Source organism: Cellulomonas endophytica, assembly GCF_004123805.1.
Classification (GTDB): Bacteria; Actinomycetota; Actinomycetes; order Actinomycetales; family Cellulomonadaceae; genus Cellulomonas; species Cellulomonas endophytica.
Genome location: NZ_RWJX01000032.1, coordinates 26,353 through 44,693 on the forward strand (window position 1 = coordinate 26,353; position 18,341 = coordinate 44,693).

An 18,341-nucleotide genomic window follows, 5' to 3' on the forward strand; every position below is an offset into this window, starting at 1 on the left:
GCCGGCCGGGCCGGCGCCACCGGCCCGGGGCGGCGCCGGGGCCGGGGCCGGTCGGGATGGGTCGGCCGGAGACGGGCGCCCGTCAGGACGTGCAGGTCGGCAGGGCGTCGGCCGCGCCCTCGCCGATCGCGACGACCGCGGCGTAGGCCTCCTCGAGGGTCGTCACGCTCACCACCCGGAGGCCGTCGGGCACGTGCCCGACGACGGAGTCGCAGTTGGCCGCCGGCGCGAGGAACCACCCCGCCCCGTCGCGCAGCGCCCCGACGAGCTTCTGGCGGATGCCCCCGATCGCGCCCACGGTGCCGTCGACGTCGATCGTCCCCGTGCCGGCGATGACCTCGCCGTCCGCCTCGTCCCGCTCCGTGAGCTCGTCGATGATGCCGAGGGCGAACATCGTCCCCGCCGACGGTCCGCCGATGTCGTCGGACCGGATCGTCACGTCGACCGGGAAGCGGAACGTGGGGTCGATGAAGACGCCGATGAGCGCCCGCCCGTCCGCCTCGCCCGTGACGATCGGCACCTCGAGGTCCGCGCCGTCGCGCACGAGGGCGAGCGTCACCGTGGCCCCCGGCGTGACCCCCGCGAGGTGCTCGAGCAGCGTCGTGTAGTCGCCGAGCCGCACGCCGTCGACCCCCGTGAGGACGTCCCCCTCCTCGACCTGGCCGACCGCCCCGCTGCCCTCGACCGTGCCCGCGACCGTGAGCGTCGCCGGCACCTCGTAGTCGAGGAACGTCAGCGCCGCGACCGTCGCGTTCTCCTGCGAGGACGTCATCTCCTGCTCGTTGCGCCGCTCGAGCTGCTCCCGCTGCAGGTCCGGCGGGTACACGGCCTCGACGGGCTGCACGAGCGAGTCCGCGCGGAACCAGCCGCCCAGGACGTCGACGACCGACGCCGGGAAGCCCGGCCCCCCGAGGGCGGACACCGTCGTGAGGCGCAGCTCGCCCGTCGAGCCGTACGTCGGGGCGCCCTCGATCGTCATGAGCGGCTCGCCGTCGTGCTCGCCCAGCACGTCGCGGGTCGGGCCGGGGAAGGACACCGCGTACGGGGCCGGCAGCGCGACGAGGCCCGCCGCGAGCAGCGCCGTCACCGCGCCGGAGACGGCCAGCGTGACCGCGCGCGGGGAGGCCGAGCGCACGTCGGGCCGCTCGTCGGGCCGCTCGTCGGGGGCCTCCGGGGCGGGGCCGTCGTCGTCGGGGGCCGTCGAGAGGGTCACGCGGGCATCCTGCCGCACGACGCCGTGGGGCTCCTGGGCACGGGCCCGTCGGGGCCGCACCCCGCGGGGGCGGTCCCGCTGCGCCCACAGCGAACCGCGGACGGGGACGGGGACACCGGGCCGCGGCGGGTCGTTAGCGTGGGGTGACCGGCGGCCCCCGCCGGTCCGCCGTCGACCGGAGGACCCATGAGCGCCGACCGCCCCGCACCCGACGGCGGGGGAATGCCCCCGTGGGAGCAGATGCTCCGCCAGATGCTCGGCCCCGCCGCCGACGAGGCGCTGCGCGAGATGCGCGAGCGTGGGCTCGACCCCGCGGCGATGGCGCAGGCCTCGGGGATGCCGGCGGACCCCCAGCTCATGGCCGCGGCGATGCAGCAGGTGCAGCGCATGCTCGCCACCCCGGGCGACGGCGCGGTGAACTGGGAGGTCGCGCACGACCTCGCGCGCCAGCAGGCGGCGCAGGGCGGCGACCCGTCGCTGAGCCCCGCCCAGCAGCGGTCCGCGCTCGAGGCGCTCTCCGTGGCGGAGCTGTGGCTCGACGCCGTGACGGACCTGCCCCCGGCCACCGGGGCCCCCCGGGCGTGGACGCGCGCGGAGTGGGTCGAGGCGACCCTGCCGACGTGGCGCACCCTCACCGAGCCCGTCGCCGCGTCGCTGTCCTCGGCGCTGGCCGAGACGCTGGCGGCGGCGCTGCCGGAGGAGCCCGAGCCCGAGGCCGAGCCCGGGCGCGGGCCGGGCGGCCCGGCGGGCTTCGCGATCCCGGGCGTCACGGGCGGGTCGGGGATGCCGGGCCTCCCGGGGCTGCCGGGGCTGCCGGGCCTGGGCGGCATGCCCGGGCTGAGCGACCCGCGCGAGCTGCTCCGCCGCCTCGGGTCGGCGGGGTTCGGGATGCAGGTCGGGCACGCCGCCGGCACCCTCGCCGGCGAGGCCTTCGGCACCACCGACATCGGGCTGCCCCTGCTCGAGCGGCCGGGGCCGGCGCTCGTCGTCCGCAACGTCGAGGCGTTCGCCGAAGGCCTGGACGCGCCGCCCGAGGAGGTGCGCCTCTTCCTCGCCCTGCGCGAGGCGGCGGCGAACCGGCTCTTCACCCACGTCCCCTGGCTGCGCGCGCACCTGCTGGACATCGTCGGCACGTACGCCCGCGGCATCCGCATCGACCTCGACCAGCTCGACGAGGCCGTGCGGTCCATCGACCCCACGGACGCCGACGCCCTGCGCACCGCGCTGTCCGGCGGCGTCTTCGCCCCGCAGACGACGCCCGAGCAGACGGCCGCGCTCGGCCGCCTGGAGACGGCGCTGGCGCTCGTCGAAGGCTGGGTCGAGGAGGTCACGGCCGCCGCGGCGCTGCCGCACCTGCCGCACGCCGTGGCGCTGCGCGAGATGATGCGCCGCCGCCGGGCCGCCGGCGGGCCCGCGGAGGAGACCTTCGCGACCCTCGTCGGGCTGGAGCTGCGGCCCCGCCGGCTCCGCGACGCCGCCGCCCTCTGGGCGCGCATCGCCGCCGACGGCGGCGCGGCCGCCCGGGACGCGGTCTGGGACCACCCGGACCTGCTGCCCGACGCGCAGGACCTCGACGACCCGGCCGGCTACGCGGGCCGCCGGGCGACGCAGGACGAGGAGTCGGCCGACCTCGACCGCGTCCTCGCGGAGATCCTCGACGGCGGGCCCTCCGCGGGCGCCGCCGAGGGCACCGGGTCCGACGGGTCCGACGGGTCCGACGGGTCCGACGGGTCCGACGGTTCTGACGGTTCCGACGGCGGTCCCGGCCGCGACGGTCCCGCGCCGCGCGCCTGACCTCCGGTGCGTCGGTGACCGGGTCGGGCAGGGGTCAGGCCGACGCCTCGCCCGCCCGGCGGCCGTCTCGACCGAGGTCGTCGCGGCCGAGGTCGTCGTGGCCGGGGTCGTCGCGGCCGAGGTCGTCGCGGCCGGGGTCGTCGCGGCCGGGGTCGTCGGCGTCGGCCTCGAGGTGGTCGACGTCGCGGTCGAGGCCGTCCGGGCCGCCGGCCGCCGGCGGCCCGTCCGCGACCCCGCCCTCCCCCACCCCCCGCTCGAGGGCGTAGGAGTACCCCTCGAGGAAGCCCCGTGCCCGCTCCGTGCGCGGGTAGTGGCGCAGCTCGGCCCAGAACTCGGGGCCGTGGCCCGCGTGCAGCAGGTGCGCCAGCTCGTGCAGGAGGACGTAGTCCAGGACCCAGCGGGGCATGCCCCGGAGGCGGTCGGAGATGCGGATCGTGCCGTCCGCCGGCGTGCACGAGCCCCAGCGGCGCCCCTGCTGCGAGGACCACGAGACGCGCGACGGCCGCGCCCGACCCGCGAGGTACCGGGCGGAGAGCTCGGCCGCCCGGGCGCCCAGCTCGTCGTCCGAGGGCCGGCGGCGACGCTCCTGGGACTCGAGGCGCGCCAGCATCCGCCCGACCCACTCGCGCTCCTGGGCGGCGCTGAACCGTGCGGGGATCGCGATGACGGTCCGGTCGTGCTCGCGCCAGGCCGTCACCGTCCGCAGGCGGCGGCGGGAGCGGCGGACCTCGACGTCCCCGAGGTCGTGCTGGGCTGGCACAGGGGGACGGTAGCGGAGCGCGGTGGGCGCCCGGGTGGCCTGCGGCGCGACGCGCCCGGCGGGCCCGTGGGCCGGGCGCGTCGCGGGACCGGCACCGGGCTGACGACGCGTCGGGCGGGAGCCGGCCGGATGTCGGGCGGGGGTCGGGTGCGGTGGAGGCAGGGCGCGGTCGCCGCGCCGTGGCGCGGTCCGGGCGGCGGCTCGGTCTACTGTGGGCGTCGCGCGGGGAGCCCGACCGGTCTCCCTGCCCCGGGACTGCCGCCCCTGCGGGCGGTGCGATCGACAGGAGAGTGCAGATGGCGGAGACCTACGCGGGCGAGTTCTACTGCGTGAAGTGCAAGGAGAAGCGCGAGGCCGAGGGCGACGTCGTCGTCTCCGAGTCCGGCCGCAAGATGGCCAAGGCCATCTGCCCGGTCTGCGGCACGAAGCTGAACCGGATCCTCGGCAAGGCCTGAGCCCCACCGACGACCCACGGGGGCGCCACCGCGACGCGGTGGCGCCCCCGTCGTGCGTCCCGGGCAGGGCAGGCCGTCCGCGCGCCCGACGAGAGGCGCGACCGCGCGCCTGTGGACCGGCGCGAGCGCGCCACGGCGCCCCGTGCCACAGTGCCGCCCCGCGGGACCGACCGGTCCTGCCCGGGCCAGGACGGTGGGCCGTGCCCGCCGGGTCGGGGGCGGTCCCCCGGTGGTATCGGGCCGGTGCGGCGGTGAGGACGAGGGGCGGGCGTGCGGCTACGGGCGGGGTTGCGGGTGCTGCGACGCGGGCCGGGTGAGGTGCAGGTCGGCACCGACCCACGCTGGGCCGTGCGCGTCGAGGGCCTGGCGCCGGCCGAGGTCGAGGCGCTGGTGGCGGCTGCCGCGGACGCCCCGCCCGCCGTCGCGTCCGGGGCCGGACGTCGTCGGGCCGTCGCGGTGCCGGCGGCCGTGGAGGGGCAGCTGGCGGCGCTCGGGCTCCTCGACGAGGACGACGGCGCTCTCGACGGCGCGGTGGACGCGCTCGTCGCCCGCCTGGCCGAGGGCGGCGGCAGCGCACGGGCTCTCGTCGAGCGTCGCGCGGCCGCGGTGGTCGGCGTCGTCGGGCTCGGCCCGACGGGCCTCGGGGTCGCCGCCGCCCTCGCCGCCCTCGGGGTGGGCACCGTGCTCCTCGACGACCCCGGCACCGTCCGCGACGCGGACGTCGGCCCGGGCGGCTACCGCTGGTCCGACGTCGGCGCGGCCCGCGTCGGCGCGGCGCAGCGGGCCCTCCGCGACGTGGCCGTCGGGGTGCGCACCGCGTCGGCCCGCCGCCCGGACGTCCTCGTGGTCGTCGAGCACGGCGCGGCCGACCCGACGCGGGCCCCGGTGCTCGTGGCCTCGGGGGTGGCGCACCTGTCCGTCGTGCTGCACGAGGCGTCCGCCGAGGTCGGGCCCCTCGTGGTGCCGGGCCGAGGCGCATGCCTGCGGTGCGCCGACCTGCACCGGGTCGACGAGGACCCCCGCTGGCCGGCGCTCGTCGCCCAGCTCGTGCCGCGACGTCCCCCGGCGGCGCACGACGGCGGTCCCCGCCACCACCGTCCGGGTGCCCGCACGGCGCGGGGCGCACGGGCGGAGCCGGCGGAGCCCGTGCTCCTGGCGGTGGCGACGGCGGCCGCCGCCGCGGGCGAGGTGCTCGCCGCCGTCGACGGCCGCCGGCCGCGCACCCGGGACGCGGTCCTCGAGCTCACCGTGCCGGAGCCCACGACGGTGCTGCGGCGGTGCCCGCCGCACCCCTCGTGCGGGTGCGGCGGGCTGCCGGAGGGGACCTGACCGGGTGGGTCCGTCCCTACGCCGCCGGCTGCGCGGTCTTGCGCGGCCGGCCGCGGCCCCGCTTCGTCGCGACGACGACGCCGTCGACGAAGACCTGACCGCCCCAGACGCCCCAGGGCTCCGCGCGCTCGAGCGCGCCGGCGAGGCAGCCCTCGAGGAGCGGGCAGTCCCGGCACAGCGCCTTGGCCTGCTCCACGTCGGCCGTGCGCTCCGCGAACCACAGCTCCGCGTCGTTGGAGCGGCACGGGATGAGACCCGCCACGACGGAGGTGAACTCCCGGCGCTCGTCGAGCGTCGAGGTCCGCGGGTCCGTCGGAGCGGCGCCCGTCTGCAGGGCGGTGGGTCGGGTGTCGGCGACGCTCGGCGTCACGCTCAGGGGCCACCGGCCGGAGCCGGTGTGCGATGCGGTGTCGAGCAGCGTCGTGAGCCGCACGATTCCTCCTGATGTCCTTGCAGATGAGCGATGGCACGGGATCCGTGCTCGCGCTCGTCCGGTCGGGGACCAGGAGAGACAGCGAGGCCGCGGATCCCAGAGGACTCCGCGGCCGGTGTGTCGGCTGTCCGACCGAGGTCAGACGGGAGGAGTCCTGGAGGAGCGGGGGGTGGCGCCGGAGGCGCGCAGGCGGGTGGCCGGGTCGGTCACCGGGGACGCACCACGGAGGACGACGGTCCGGACGTCGACGCCGGTCCAGCCGCCGCGGAGGGCGTCCCGCCCACCGAGGAGGAGGGCGTCGACGCGACCCGTGACGGCATCCGGCTGTCCGGACGCGGGCAGAGCGGTCCCCTGGAAGCGGCCGGAGGCGGGCGCGAGGAGGTGTCCGCAGGCCGTCGCGACCGCGTACTCACCGATGATGTTCTTCACCGCGTTCCACCTCCCTCCGGTGCCGGACAGGCCTCTGCGGCCCGTCCCTCTTCAAGGACGACGTCAGACTAGGGACGCCCCGATGACGGGGACAACCTCTTTTCCGGGATCGTACCGGTGTGACCTAGGTCACGTCGAGAACGTTCCCAGCCGGATCTCTCGTCCCGGTCTGTCCGGATCCGTCCGGCCGGGGCCGTCGCGGACGACCGCGAGCACCGCGGACCCCCACCGTCGCAGCTTGACCGCCCCCACCCCGTCGACGAGGGCCAGCTCGCGGTCGGTGGTCGGGCGCGCCCGTGCGACCGCCTCGAGCGCGGCGTCCGTGAGCACGGTGAAGGCAGGCTTCGACGTCTCGCGCGCCACCCCGTCCCGCCAGGTCCGCAGGCGGGCGAGCAGGGCCTCGTCGACCGGGCCGACGGCGGCCGGGCCCGTGCGGCGCCGGTCCCCGCCCGGGAGCGCGCGGGAACGGCGGGCCTCGTCGTCCGGCCAGATGCCGGCCAGGAACGGCGTACGGCTGCGGTTGGCGCGCCCCCCGGGGGTCCGGGACCGCGCCCACGAGAGCTCGAGGTGCTCCCGCGCCCGCGTGACCCCGACGTAGAGCAGGCGCCGCTCCTCGGCCACGGCCGCATCGGTGTCCGCGAGCGAGATCGGCAGGAGCCCGTCGCTGAGGCCCACGAGGAAGACGACGTCCCACTCCAGGCCCTTGGCCGCGTGCAACGACGCCAGCGTGACCCCCTCGACCGTCGGCGCGTGCTGCGCCGCCGCGCGCTCGTCGAGCTCGGCGACGAGGTCCTGCACCGTGGCGACGGTGCCGCCGGCCGTGGCCTTGGCCGCCAGCTCGTCCGCGAGGGCGACGAGCGCCTGCACGAGGTCCCACCGCTCCCGGGCCGCGCCCCGGGCCGCCGGCGGCTGCGGCGCCCACCCCACGGGCAGGAGCAGGCTCCGCACCGTCTCCGGCATGGGGACGTCCGGGTCGGCCGACCGCGCCCCGCCGCGCAGCAGGACGATCGCGTCCCGCACCTCGCGCCGGGCGAAGAAGCGGTCACCGCCGCGGACCTGGTACCCGATGCCCGCCGTCGCCAGCGCCTGCTCGAGCACCTCCGACTGCCCGTTGGTCCGGTACAGCACCGCGATCTCGCTCGGCCGCGTGCCCGCCGCGACGAGGCGCGCGATGCGGGCCGCGACGCCGCGCGCCTCCGCCTCGTCGTCGTCGTGCACGGAGTACCGGACCGGAGGACCGTCGGGCCGCTGCGCGACGAGCTCCAGCGGCGGCACGTCCCCGGGACGGCGGCCGACCGTGAGCACCCGGTTCGCGAGCGCGACGACCTGCGGGGTCGAGCGGTAGTCGCGGACGAGCCGGACGACCTCCGCGTCCGCGTACGTCCGGCGGAAGGCGAGGAGGTGGTACGGGCTGGCGCCGGCGAAGGAGTAGATCGTCTGGCTCGGGTCCCCGACGACGCACAGCTCCCGCCGGCCGCCGAGCCACTGGTCGAGGAGGTGCTGCTGGAGCGGGCTGACGTCCTGGTACTCGTCGACGACGAAGTGCCGGTACTGGCTGCGCACCTGGTCGGCGACGTCCCCGCGCTCGGCGAGCATCGCCGACAGCAGCAGCAGGACGTCCTCGAAGTCCATGACGTGCCGCTCGCCCTTGACGTCCTCGTAGGCGGTGAGCAGCCGCGCGACCGTCCGGGCGTCGTACGCCTCGGGCAGCGGGCGGCCGGCCGCGGCGACCGCCTTCTCGTAGTCCTCCGCGGCGACGAGGCTGACCTTCGCCCACTCGATCTCCGCGGCGAGGTCGCGGACGCCCACCCGGTCGACCTCGACGCCCAGCCGGCGCGCCGCGTCCGCCACGGCGGTCGCCTTGTGCTCCAGCAGGCGGGGCGGCGCACCGCCGACCACCTTCGGCCAGAAGAAGCCCAGCTGGCGCAGGGCTGCCGCGTGGAACGTCCGGGCCTGGACGCCCGCCGCCCCCAGGTCCCGCAGACGCGTGCGCATCTCCCCCGCGGCCCGGGCGGTGAACGTCACCGCGAGCACGCTGCCCGGCGCGTACACGCCGGTACGGACGCCGTAGGCGATGCGGTGGGTGATCGCGCGGGTCTTGCCGGTGCCGGCGCCGGCCAGCACGCAGACGGGTCCCGTGAGGGCGGTGGCGACGGCGCGCTGCTCGGGGTCGAGCGCGTCGAGGAGGGCGTCGGCGGACATCGGGACCAGTGTCGCAGCCGGCACCGACACGACCCCGGGGCCGTCCTCGGGTTGTGGACGCCGGGCGCCGTGCCGCCTCGTCCGCCGTCGCCCGCCGTCGCCCTCCGTCGCCCGCGCGGTGCCGGCGCCGCCCGGAACACGGGTGCCCCCGCGCGCGTTGTGGCACGCCGGACGGCGCCCGCAGGGGGCGCCCGCGCGAGAGGCCCGGCGATGACGACGACCACCGACGGCACCGGCACCCTGACGATGTACACGACGACGTGGTGCGGCTACTGCCGGCGCCTGAAGACCCAGCTGGCGTCCGCCGGCATCGCGTGGGACGAGGTCGACATCGAGCAGGACCCCGACGCCGCGCTCGTCGTCGAGCGGGTCAACGGCGGCAACCAGACGGTGCCCACGCTCGTCTTCCCCGACGGCAGCGCCCTGACCAACCCCTCGCTCGCGCAGGTGCGGGAGCGCCTCGGCGCCTGAGCGGCCGGCCCCGCGGCTCAGAAGGCCGTGCCGTCCCTCTCGGGCAGCGGGCCGCCGTACCACTCGGCGACGAGCGCGTGCGCGATCGAGGAGCGCCCGGGCAGGACGAGCCGGCCCGCCCGCACCTCGTCGGCCACCTCCTGACGGGTGAACCAGCGGGCGTCCGTCATCTCGACCCCGTCCGGGGTGACGGGCCCGCCCCGCGCCCGGGCGCGGTACCCGAGCATGAGCGAGGCCGGGAAGGGCCAGGGCTGGCTGCCGCGGTACTCGACCTCGTCGACGCGGACGCCGCTCTCCTCCATCACCTCGCGGCGCACGGCCGCCTCCGCGGGCTCCCCGGCCTCCACGAAGCCGGCGAGCGTGGAGTACCGGCCCGGCGCCCAGGTCGCGGAGTGGCCGAGGAGGATCCGGTCCCGCTCGTCGACGACGGCGACGATGATCGCGGGGTCCGTGCGGGGGTAGTGCTCCGAGCCGTCGACGTCGCACCGCCGGGCCCAGCCGGACTCGACGACGCTCGTGGTGCCCCCGCAGCGCGGGCAGCGGGGGTGGCGCGCGTGCCACGCGGCGAGCGCGACGGCCGTGGTCGCCAGCCCCGCGTCGCGCGCGGACAGCCGGTGGCCGACCTCGCGCAGCGTCGCGAAGGAGGGTCCGTCGTCGCCCGTGACGGCCCCCTCCGTCCCGGCCACGGGGATCGTCGCGCCCTCCCCGCCCTCCATCGGCGGGTGCCCGCCGTCGGCGGCGGCCTCGACGTCCGGGTGGGTCCCCGCGTCCGAGCGCTGCGGCCCGCGGGCCCGCGGGGGCAGCACCTCGTCCTGCGCGGAGGCACGGGCCAGGTAGCGGACGCCCTCGGGGTCCTCCCCGAGGAACATCCACCGGGCGTGGTCCGCGTCGGCGGCGTCGCCCCACCCGTGCGGGGAGCGCAGGTCGAGCGCGGGGGCGTGCGTGCCGTCGGTGCCGTGGCTGCCGTCGGCGCGATCCGTGCGGATCGGGACGGTGCCGTCGCGCACGAGCAGGACCCGGGTGGCCGGGTCCGCGAGCAGGTCGGCGACGAGGCCGGGCCGGGTGCGCAGCTCGGCGGCCCGGTCGACGGCGGCACGCGAGAGGGGCAGCTCCGGCAGGATCACGGCGTCACCCTAGGCACGCCCGCGCGGCGGCACACGCGAGCACGGGCACGGCCGGGCCCGGCGGGCGCCGGCCGGTGACACACCCCGGCGCCTGGGCCGCCCGCGTCGGCGGTCCGCCTACCCTCGGGCCCATGACCCGTTCGCCCCTCGCCCTCGCTGCGATCGCCACGGCCGCCGTGCCGGGCCTCGACGCCTGGGACGCGCACCCCGGGACCTCCGGCGCGGACGACGACACCGCCGTCGTCGTCGACGCCCAGCGCACGCGCTGGGTCGTCCGGGCGCCGCGCACGCCGCTGGCCGGGGCGGCGCTCGAGGCCGAGGTCGGGCTGCTCGGGTCGCTCGACGAGCACGCCGAGGAGGGGCGGCTGCCGTTCGCCGTGCCCCGGCCCGCCGGTTTCGCCGCCCTGCCCGAGGGCGGGCGCGCCATGGTCCACCGCCAGCTCCCCGGGGTCCCGCTGCGGCTCGCGGCGCTGGCGCCGGGACCCGGTCTCGCCGCCTCGGTCGGCCGGGCGCTGGCCGGCCTGCACGAGCTGCCCACGGCGCTCGTCGAGGGCAACGGGCTGCCCGTCTACGACGCGGAGGGCTACCGCGAGCGTCGGCTGTCGGAGGTCGACGAGGCCGCGCGCACCGGCCTCGTGCCGCCCGCCCTGCTCCGCCGCTGGGAGCGGCACCTCGAGGACGTGTCCCTGTGGCGCTTCCGGCCGACCGTGGTGCACGGCGACCTCACGGAGGAGCACGTCCTCGTCCGCGACGGCGTCGTCAGCGCCGTCCTCGGCTGGTCGGAGGCTCGCGTCGCGGACCCCGCCGACGACCTGTCGTGGCTGCTCGTCGCCGCCTCGCCCGACGCCGCCGAGTCCGTCCTCGAGGCCTACCTGCTGCACCGGGCGGAGCTGACGGACCCGCACCTGGCGGACCGCGCGCTCCTCGCCGGCGAGCTCGCGCTCGCCCGGTGGCTCCTGCACGGCGTGCGCACCGGGGACCAGGTCGTCGTCGCCGACGCGGTGGCGATGCTGCGCGAGCTCGACGAGAGCGTCCGCGAGGCGGAGCCGGTCCCCGAGGCCGTCGCCGGCTGACCGCGCCGCGACACCCCGACACCCCGACACCCTGACACCCCGACACCCCGACGCCCCGACGCCCCGGGGACGGTGCACCGACCCGCGCGCACGGCAGGACGCCCCGCCGGACGGGCGGTGGGTGAGCGCTCCGGCCGACGGCCCGCGGACGCTCAGCCCGATGCCGCCGACCGCAGGAGCGCCGTGAGGCCGTCCTCGTCGAGCAGCCGCTCGGGGTGCACCGTGGTGCCGGTCGGGACGTAGCAGAACGCCGCCCGCACCCGCTCGACCGGCGTCCCCGTCCAGCGCGACCACGCCAGCCGGTACACGGCCAGCTGCAGCTCGCGGTCGGCGCGGGCCTTCGGGTCCGTCGGCGGCCGCCCGGTCTTCCAGTCCACGACGACCACGGGGTCGCCGCGGCCGTCGCGCGCCGGAGGCACCTCCGGGTCCGGGAAGACCGCGTCGACCCGCGAGCGCAGCACGTAGCCGTCGACGTTCGTCTCGATGTCCACCTCCACCGCGACGGGCGTGCGCCCGGCCCACTCCGTGCGCAGGAACGCCTCGCGGAGCGCGACGGCGTCGGCGTCGGTCGGCACGTCGTCGTCGTCCGCGGCGGGCAGGTCGTCGAGCTCGACGAGGCTCGGGCGGCCGTAGAAGCCCTCGACCCACGCGTGGAACTCCGTCCCGCGCCGGGCCTGCGGCGAGGGCTCGAGCGGCACGGGCCGGCGCAGGTCACGGGCGAACCGGTCGCGGTCCTGCTCCAGCCGGACGAGCGCCGACGCCGACAGGTGCGCGGGCAGCTCGACGACCCGCTCGGGCTCGGCGACCCGTCGGCGTTCGGCGAGCAGGCGGTCGAGCAGGAGGTCGAGCTCGGGCTCGCCCGTCGGCAGGTCCCCGGCCTCCTCCACCCGGGCCGCCTCGGCGAGCACCCGCTGCGCAGCCTCCTCGACGAGACGGCGTCGGGGACCGCCCCCGAACGGCGGCGGCGGCCACGCGACGGCGTGCGCCGCGTCCTCGCGCGGGTTGGGGTCGCGCAGGGCCGGGCGGGGGGCGAGCCCGACGACCTCGACCCCGCCCCCGGTGGGCACGGGCGGGACCGGCTCGCGGTCCGCCTCGTCCGCGGCGGCCGGCGCCGGCTCCAGGCCGGGCACCAGCTCCGTGAGGAACGGCGACAGGGTGCGCGGCCGACCCGCCTCGCCCCACCACGCCGCGGTGAGCAGCAGGTCGGCGCGGGCGCGCGTGACCGCGACGTACAGGAGGCGACGCTCCTCGGCGAGCTCGTGCTGGCCCGCGTCGGAGCGGTACCGCTCGAGCCGCTCCGCCAACTCGGCGGTGTCGGCCGCCCCGGTGAGGTCCAGCGCCGGGAGGTCGGCGTGGTCGCCGCGCAGGGGCGCCGGCAGCGCGCCGACGTCCTTCGTCCAGCCCCAGTCCCGCGGCCCGTCCGCCCCCGAGGTGCGGATCTTCGGCAGCGTGCCGTCGACGAGCCCGGCGACGACGACGGCATCCCACTCCAGTCCCTTCGCGCCGTGGACGGTGATGAGCTGCACGGCGGCCGGGTCGGGCGCGGTGACCGGTGCGTCCAGGCCGTCCTCCACCTCCTCGGCGGTCTCGAGCCAGGCGAGGAACGCGCCGAGCGTCGCCTGGTCGGCCGTGCGCGTGAACTCCACCGCGACGTCGCCGAACGCGTCGAGGGCGGCGCGGGCCAGCCCCGGCGTCGTGCCGGGCCGGGCAGCGACCTCGATGTCCAGGCCCAGGAGGCGCTCGGCCTGGGCGACGAGCTCGGGGACCGTCAGGTAGGTCTGGCCGCGCAGGACGCGCAGCAGGTGGGCGAGCTCGCGCAGGCGCTCGCGCGCCGGGGTGCTCAGCCTCCGGCCCGTCCGGCTCACCCAACCCACGGGGGGCGGGTCGTCGAGCGCGTCGACGAGGCTGCGCCCGTCCACCGCGTCGTGCTCGACCGACGGCCCGCCGGCGCCCGCGCCCGCACCGGCCGGGGCAGCGGATCCGGCAACGGACCCGGCACCGGACCCGGCACCGGCCGACGCACCCGCACCGCCCGTCGCACCCTCGGAGGCGCCCGCACTGACGACGCCCTCCCCGCCCGACCCGGCCGCTCGCGCCCGGCGCACCGCCGCGTCCTGCCGCTCGACGAGCTCGCGGGACCAGTCCGACAGCGCGTGCAGGTCGGCCGCACCGAGCCGCACCCGGCCCCCCGCCAGCAGCCGCACGGCCGCGTCGCCGCGGGCCGGGTCGTGGGCCACCTGGAGCGCGGCGACGAGCTCCACCACCTCGGGCGTCGTCAGCAGCCCGCCGAGCCCGACCACCTCGACGGGCAGCCCGGCCGCCGTGAGCACCTGGCGCAGCAGGCCGAACTGCGAGCGCCGCCGGCAGAGCACCGCGGCGGTCGGCACCTCGCCGTCCGGGTCCACAGCAGCGCGCACCGCGAGCAGGTGCTCCGCGATCGCGGCGGCCTCGTCCTCGACCGTCGCCGCCACGAGCGCCCGCACCCGCCCCTCCCCGGCGCCGGGGCGCGCCCCGAGCACCGGCAGCTCCAGGCCCCGCACGCCGGCGTGCAGCGGCGCCGCCGCCACGTTCGCCGCGGCGAGCACGGCGCGGTCGTTGCGCCACGACGTCGACAGGGGGTGCACGGACGCCGGACGCCGCCGGCCGTCCGGCGCGACCACGGGGAAGCCGGCCGGGAAGCGGGCGAGCCCGCCGGCGCTCGCGCCCCGCCAGCCGTAGATCGACTGGTGCGGGTCGCCGACGGCGGTGACGGCGTGCCCGCCGCCGAACAGCGCCGTGAGCAGGCGCACCTGGGCGTGGGAGGTGTCCTGGTACTCGTCGAGCAGCACCACGCGGAACCGGGCGCGCTCCGCCGCACCGACGGCCGGGACCTCCTCGGCCACCCGCGCGGCCAGCGCGACCTGGTCCCCGTGGTCGATGGCGTCCGCCGCGCGCTTGCGGGCCCGCAGGTCGCCCACCACGTCGAGCAGCCGTCGGCGCAGGCGCAGCGACTCGAGCACGTCGCGCAGGTCGGCCCTGGGCCCGCGGCCCACGGGCGGGGTCGCCTCGACGGCGTCCGCCAGGGCCTCGATCGCCGCGGCGGCCGCGGCGGGGTCGAGGAGGTGCTCGTCGAGCGCGTTCGACAGCGCCAGGACCGCCCGCACGACGGTGGAGGTCGCCCGGTCGGTCCCGAGGTCGCCCGCCCAGGCCTCCACCGCCTCGCTCGCCAGCTGCCACTGCGAGGCCTCGCCGAGGAGGCGCGCGGTCGGCTCCACCCCCAGCCGGACGGCGTGGTCCGCGACGAGCCCGGCCGCGAACGCGTTGTAGGTGGACACCGTCGGCCGGTCGAGCTCCCCCGCGTCGGCGGCAACACCGGGCAGGCCCCCGGCGAGCGCGAGCTGCCGCAGCCGGCGGCGCACCCGCAGGGCCAGCTCGCCCGCGGCCTTGCGCGTGAACGTCAGCCCGAGGACCTGCGACGGCTCCACGAGGCCGTTCGCCACGAGCCACACGACCCGACCGGCCATCGTCTCCGTCTTGCCCGAGCCCGCCCCGGCCACGACGAGCGCGGGCTCCAGCGGCGCCTCGATGACGCGCTGCTGCTCGGGCGTCGGCGGGTGCTGGCCCAGGAGGGCGGCGACCTCGACCGCCGACCGGCGCGCGACGGCCGGCGGGGGCGTGGTCGCCGTCATCCCGCCACCTCCGCGCCCTCGGGCCGGGCGGGGCAGGCCCGGCGCACGGGGCAGCGGTCGCAGCGCTTGTTCACCGAGGCGGTGAAGGCGGACGCCGCCATCCGCTCCGCGACCTCGTCGACGAGCGCCCGGGACCACCCCGGGTCCTCCGACCCCAGGAGGGCCGGCTGGTCGCGCGTCGCGGGCCCCCGGGTGCCCTGCGACAGGAACACCAGGCGTGCACCGCCGCTCGCGACGCCGGGGGCGACCCCCTCGACGGCGCCCTCGTCGACCGCGAGCTGGTACGCCCCGAGCTGGGGGTTGGTCCGTGCGTCCTCCGCGCTGGGCACGCTGCTGCCCGTCTTGAGGTCGACGACCCGCACCGTGCCGTCGGCCGCGCGCTCGACCCGGTCGACCGAGCCCGTGACGCGGGCCCGGTCCGTCTCGAGACGGAACCGGCCCTCGACGGCGACCGCCTCGTCCGCGGCCCGCAGGTACTGCGCCAGTCGCTCCACCATGCGGTCGGCGCGACGGCGGGTCGCCACCGCGGGCCAGCCCGTGCCGAGCCCGAGCTCCGACCAACGCGCGTCGAGCGCGGCCCGCAGCTCCGCGAGCGTCCCGCGGGGGTGCTCCTGGGCGATCGCGTGCAGCAGCGTCCCGAGGTTCTGGCGCTGGTCGTCCGGCCCCGTCCCGCCCGCCGACTCCAGGGCCCAGCGCAGCGCGCACGTGTGCGCCGTCTCGAGCCGCGAGGGCGACACGGGGACGCGCTCCCCCGGCGCCCACAGGGGCGCGTCGGTGGAGACGGGGGCGCGCCCCAACCAGCGGTCGGGGTGTGCGCCCTCCACCCGGTGGGCGGCGAGCCGGGCCAGGGCCCGGGCGGCGGGCGCGTCCTCGCGACCCTCGAGGGCCGCCGCCTCGAGCCGGCGCCGCAGCACGGCGACGGTCCCGCGCAGGTCCCAGGGCGGCGGGGCGTCGGTCACCGGGCGCGCCGCCGCGGCGTCGGGCACGCCGCCGTCGGGCCCCACCGGCGGCTCGACGAGGTCGAGGAAGGGCGACGGCTGGTCGTCCGGCCCCTGCACCGCCGTCACCAGCAGCCGCTCGCGCGCCCGCGAGCAGGCGAGCGCGAAGGCCCGCAGCTCGTCCCCCAGCACCCCTCGACGGGCGGCCACCGGGTCCCCGGCGCCCTCCCGACCGTCCAGCACCTCGACGAGCGCCTGGGCCCCGAGCAAGGAGCCGCGCAGGCGCAGGTCCGGCCAGACGCCGTCCTGCACGCCGCACACGACGACGAGGTCCCACTCCCGCGCGGCGGCGCCGGCCGGCGTGAGGACCGCGACCGCGGCGCGACGGCCGCGTGCCGCCAGGGAGTCCGCGGGCACGTCCTGCCCGGCGAGCCAGTCCGTGAAGGCGGCCGGCGGGCTCTGCGGCATGCGCTCCACGAACGTCTCCGCCGCACGGAAGAGCGCGACCACGGCGTCGAGGTCCCGGTCCGCCCGCTCCCCCGCCACGCCACCGGCGAGGGCCGCCGTGCGCCACCGCTCGGCGAGCCCTGCGGCGTCCCACACGGACCACAGCACCGTGCGCGCGTCGGCGCCGGGCTCGGCGGCCGCGGCCCGGCCGGCGGCGAGGACCTGGGTGACCCGCCGGACCGGCCCGGCGACGGACGGCGGCAGCGGGAGTGCCCGCCCCGGCCCGGCCACGGCCTCGGCGAGCAGGGCGTCGCTCGGGCGGCCGCCGCCGTCGGCGAGCTCCTCCGCCCGCAGGGCACGGCGCAGCCGGCGCAGCCCCACGGCGTCCAGGCCGCCGAGGGGGGACAGCAGGAGACGGGCGGCGGCGGCGGCGTCCAGCACGTCGACGCCGAGCGCGACCCGTGCGGCCTCCAGGAGCGGGCGCACGGCCGGCTCCTCGCGCAGGGGCACGTCGGCGCCGAGCACCGTCACCGGCACCCCGCCGTGGACGAGCGCGCGCCGCAGCGCGGACACCCGCGACCCCGTCGGCGCGACGACCGCCATCTCCTCCCAGGGCACGCCGCGCTCGTGGTGGGCGGTCCGCAGGGCGTGCACCACCCATGCGGCCTCCTGCGCGGGGCTCGGGAGCACGACGACCTCGGCCCCCGACCCGTCCGGGCCGGCGGCGCCGGCGTCGCGGTGCCGCACGGTCCCGGACGCCGGGACGCGCTCGACGACCCGCTCGACCACGCCGCGCAGCGCGGGCCCGTGGCGCCACACGGTGCCGAGCACGCGCTCCTCCGCACCCAGCTCGCCGCGGCCCGTCCCCGCGACCGAGGCGCGCGCGAGGAGGGGCGGCAGGGCGCCGCGGAAGGTCTGGACCGCGACGTCCGGGTCGCCCAGCAGCACCAGGCGCGCCCCGTCGTCGGCCAGCCGCCGCAGGAGGGCGGCCGTGGCGGCGGTGCTCTCCTGGTGGTCGTCGACCAGGACCACGTCCCAGCGTGGCGGGTCGGCGTCGGGGACCTCGTGCGCCCAGCGGCCGAGCGCGTCGGCGGCCTCGGCCACCACCGCCGCCGGGTCGTACCGCTCCCCGAGGTCGGGCGTGCCCGACCGCAGGAGCAGCACGTCGAGGTACTCCTCGAGCACCTCCGCCGCGGCCTCCCACTCGGGGCGGGCGTGGCGCCGCCCGAGGCGCGCGAGGTCGGCCGGCCCCAGGCCGCGCTCGACCGCGCGCATGAGCAGGTCGCGCAGCTCGTCGCGGAACGCCCGGACGGTCCCGGGCCGGTCGGGGACGCCGGAGGGCCACACGACCGCCCGCCCGTCACCCCCTGCGTGCCCGGCGAGCAGGTCGGCGATGACGAGGTCCTGCTCCGGACCGGAGACCAGCGCCGGCAGCGGCTCGCGCCGGGCGACGGCGCGGGCCCGCAGCACGGCGAACGCCGCGGCCGCCGGCGTGCGGACGAGCGGCCGGCCGGACGTGCCGCGCAGGCGCGACGCGATCCGGTCGCGCAGGTCCGCCGCCGCCCGCCGCCCGGCCGCCAGCACGAGGACGCGCTCGGCCGGGGCCCCGGCGGCGACGAGACCCAGGACGGCCTCCAGCAGCACGGTCGTCTTGCCCGAGCCCGGCGCCCCCGTCACCACGAGGTGCCGGTCCGCGCCGACCGCCCGCTCGACGGCGGCCCGCTGCGTCGGGTCGAGCACCACACCGGCACCCGGCCCGCGCGCGGGACCGTCGGCCAGCCGCGGCCGGACGAGGCGGACGGGCGCCGCGCCGCCGGCACCGCCCTCTCCCCCCGAGCCGTGGGCACCGCCGCCCGCGTCCGGGCCCGCGGGGACGTCGGGGCCGGGCACCCCGCCGGCGGGGGCGTCGAGGGAGGTCGTCGTCACGGCGCCGATCCCAGCACACCCCACCGACACGCCCGTCCGCCGCCGGGCGGCGCGGGCCGCGCGCCCCCGCGCCCCGGCG

At 78.9% G+C, this 18,341-nt stretch carries 12 protein-coding genes and 1 pseudogene; 5 read left to right on the forward strand and 8 right to left on the reverse strand.

Translation table 11 applies throughout. From position 1 onward, the window contains the following. Window positions 1-82: 82 nt before the first annotated feature. The gene (locus EJA20_RS10855; RefSeq protein ID WP_164983941.1) at window positions 83-1,213 is read right to left on the reverse strand and encodes a YlbL family protein; all 1,131 of its coding nucleotides are present in this window, start codon (window positions 1,211-1,213) and stop codon (window positions 83-85) included. A 186-nt stretch (window positions 1,214-1,399) separates the two neighbouring features. On the opposite strand from EJA20_RS10855, the gene EJA20_RS10860 reads away from it, so the two are divergent. Further along, on the forward strand, window positions 1,400-3,007 hold the full coding sequence (locus tag EJA20_RS10860) for a zinc-dependent metalloprotease (protein WP_129338173.1): 1,608 nt from the start codon (window positions 1,400-1,402) through the stop codon (window positions 3,005-3,007). A gap of 160 nt (window positions 3,008-3,167) precedes the next feature. On the opposite strand, the pseudogene EJA20_RS10865 reads toward EJA20_RS10860, so the two are convergent. Further along, window positions 3,168-3,767, reverse strand: a pseudogene (locus EJA20_RS10865) (M48 metallopeptidase family protein); the annotation flags it as partial. Window positions 3,768-4,063: 296 nt separating this feature from the next. Between EJA20_RS10865 and EJA20_RS10870 the strand changes: the two are divergent. Both EJA20_RS10870 and EJA20_RS10875 read left to right on the forward strand, forming a co-directional pair. Continuing rightward, window positions 4,064-4,222, forward strand: a complete 159-nt coding sequence (locus EJA20_RS10870) for a DUF5679 domain-containing protein (protein WP_013883019.1) — start codon at window positions 4,064-4,066, stop codon at window positions 4,220-4,222. A gap of 348 nt (window positions 4,223-4,570) precedes the next feature. Next, window positions 4,571-5,551: a ThiF family adenylyltransferase gene (locus tag EJA20_RS10875; RefSeq protein WP_129338175.1), complete on the forward strand. Its 981-nt coding sequence runs from the start codon at window positions 4,571-4,573 to the stop codon at window positions 5,549-5,551. A gap of 16 nt (window positions 5,552-5,567) precedes the next feature. On the opposite strand, the gene EJA20_RS19755 is transcribed toward EJA20_RS10875, so the two are convergent. The 3 genes from EJA20_RS19755 to EJA20_RS10890 all read right to left on the reverse strand — a co-directional run bounded on the left by EJA20_RS19755 (window position 5,568) and on the right by EJA20_RS10890 (window position 8,615). Further along, a complete protein-coding gene (locus tag EJA20_RS19755) occupies window positions 5,568-5,984 on the reverse strand; it encodes a WhiB family transcriptional regulator (protein ID WP_276319535.1) in 417 nt (138 codons plus the stop codon). 138 nt (window positions 5,985-6,122) lie between these two features. After that, window positions 6,123-6,413, reverse strand: coding sequence for a hypothetical protein (locus tag EJA20_RS10885; protein ID WP_129338176.1), 291 nt, complete (start codon window positions 6,411-6,413; stop codon window positions 6,123-6,125). A gap of 129 nt (window positions 6,414-6,542) precedes the next feature. Beyond that, the gene (locus tag EJA20_RS10890) at window positions 6,543-8,615 is read right to left on the reverse strand and encodes an ATP-dependent helicase (protein ID WP_129338177.1); all 2,073 of its coding nucleotides are present in this window, start codon (window positions 8,613-8,615) and stop codon (window positions 6,543-6,545) included. Between the two features lie 210 nt (window positions 8,616-8,825). On the opposite strand from EJA20_RS10890, the gene EJA20_RS10895 reads away from it, so the two are divergent. Beyond that, entirely contained in the window at window positions 8,826-9,086 is a 261-nt protein-coding gene (locus EJA20_RS10895; RefSeq protein ID WP_129338178.1) for a mycoredoxin, read from the forward strand. 17 nt (window positions 9,087-9,103) lie between these two features. On the opposite strand, the gene nudC is transcribed toward EJA20_RS10895, so the two are convergent. Next, window positions 9,104-10,210 carry an NAD(+) diphosphatase gene (nudC, locus tag EJA20_RS10900; RefSeq protein ID WP_129338179.1) on the reverse strand — a complete coding sequence of 369 codons (1,107 nt, stop codon included), beginning with the start codon at window positions 10,208-10,210 and terminating at the stop codon, window positions 9,104-9,106. 131 nt (window positions 10,211-10,341) lie between these two features. Here nudC and EJA20_RS10905 point away from each other — a divergent pair, with 131 nt between their 5' ends. After that, complete coding sequence (locus tag EJA20_RS10905) at window positions 10,342-11,283, forward strand: phosphotransferase (RefSeq protein WP_129338180.1); 942 nt, start codon at window positions 10,342-10,344, stop codon at window positions 11,281-11,283. A 152-nt stretch (window positions 11,284-11,435) separates the two neighbouring features. On the opposite strand, the gene EJA20_RS19490 is transcribed toward EJA20_RS10905, so the two are convergent. Beyond that, window positions 11,436-14,951, reverse strand: coding sequence for an ATP-dependent DNA helicase (locus EJA20_RS19490; RefSeq protein WP_240675367.1), 3,516 nt, complete (start codon window positions 14,949-14,951; stop codon window positions 11,436-11,438). After that, a complete protein-coding gene (locus tag EJA20_RS10920; protein ID WP_338068818.1) occupies window positions 14,948-18,262 on the reverse strand; it encodes a PD-(D/E)XK nuclease family protein in 3,315 nt (1,104 codons plus the stop codon). Before EJA20_RS10920 ends, EJA20_RS19490 begins: the two co-directional genes overlap by 4 nt. Window positions 18,263-18,341: the final 79 nt, after the last annotated feature.

What these genes read in the sequence shown, in the direction of transcription:
- EJA20_RS10860 (WP_129338173.1), top strand. Translation starts at nt 1,400, where the DNA reads ATGAGCGCCGACCGCCCCGCACCCGACGGCGGGGGAATGCCCCCGTGG.
- EJA20_RS10870 (WP_013883019.1), top strand. Translation starts at nt 4,064, where the DNA reads ATGGCGGAGACCTACGCGGGCGAGTTCTACTGCGTGAAGTGCAAGGAG.
- EJA20_RS10890 (WP_129338177.1), bottom strand. Translation starts at nt 8,615, where the DNA reads ATGTCCGCCGACGCCCTCCTCGACGCGCTCGACCCCGAGCAGCGCGCC.
- EJA20_RS10895 (WP_129338178.1), top strand. Translation starts at nt 8,826, where the DNA reads ATGACGACGACCACCGACGGCACCGGCACCCTGACGATGTACACGACG.
- EJA20_RS10905 (WP_129338180.1), top strand. Translation starts at nt 10,342, where the DNA reads ATGACCCGTTCGCCCCTCGCCCTCGCTGCGATCGCCACGGCCGCCGTG.
- EJA20_RS19490 (WP_240675367.1), bottom strand. Translation starts at nt 14,951, where the DNA reads ATGACGGCGACCACGCCCCCGCCGGCCGTCGCGCGCCGGTCGGCGGTC.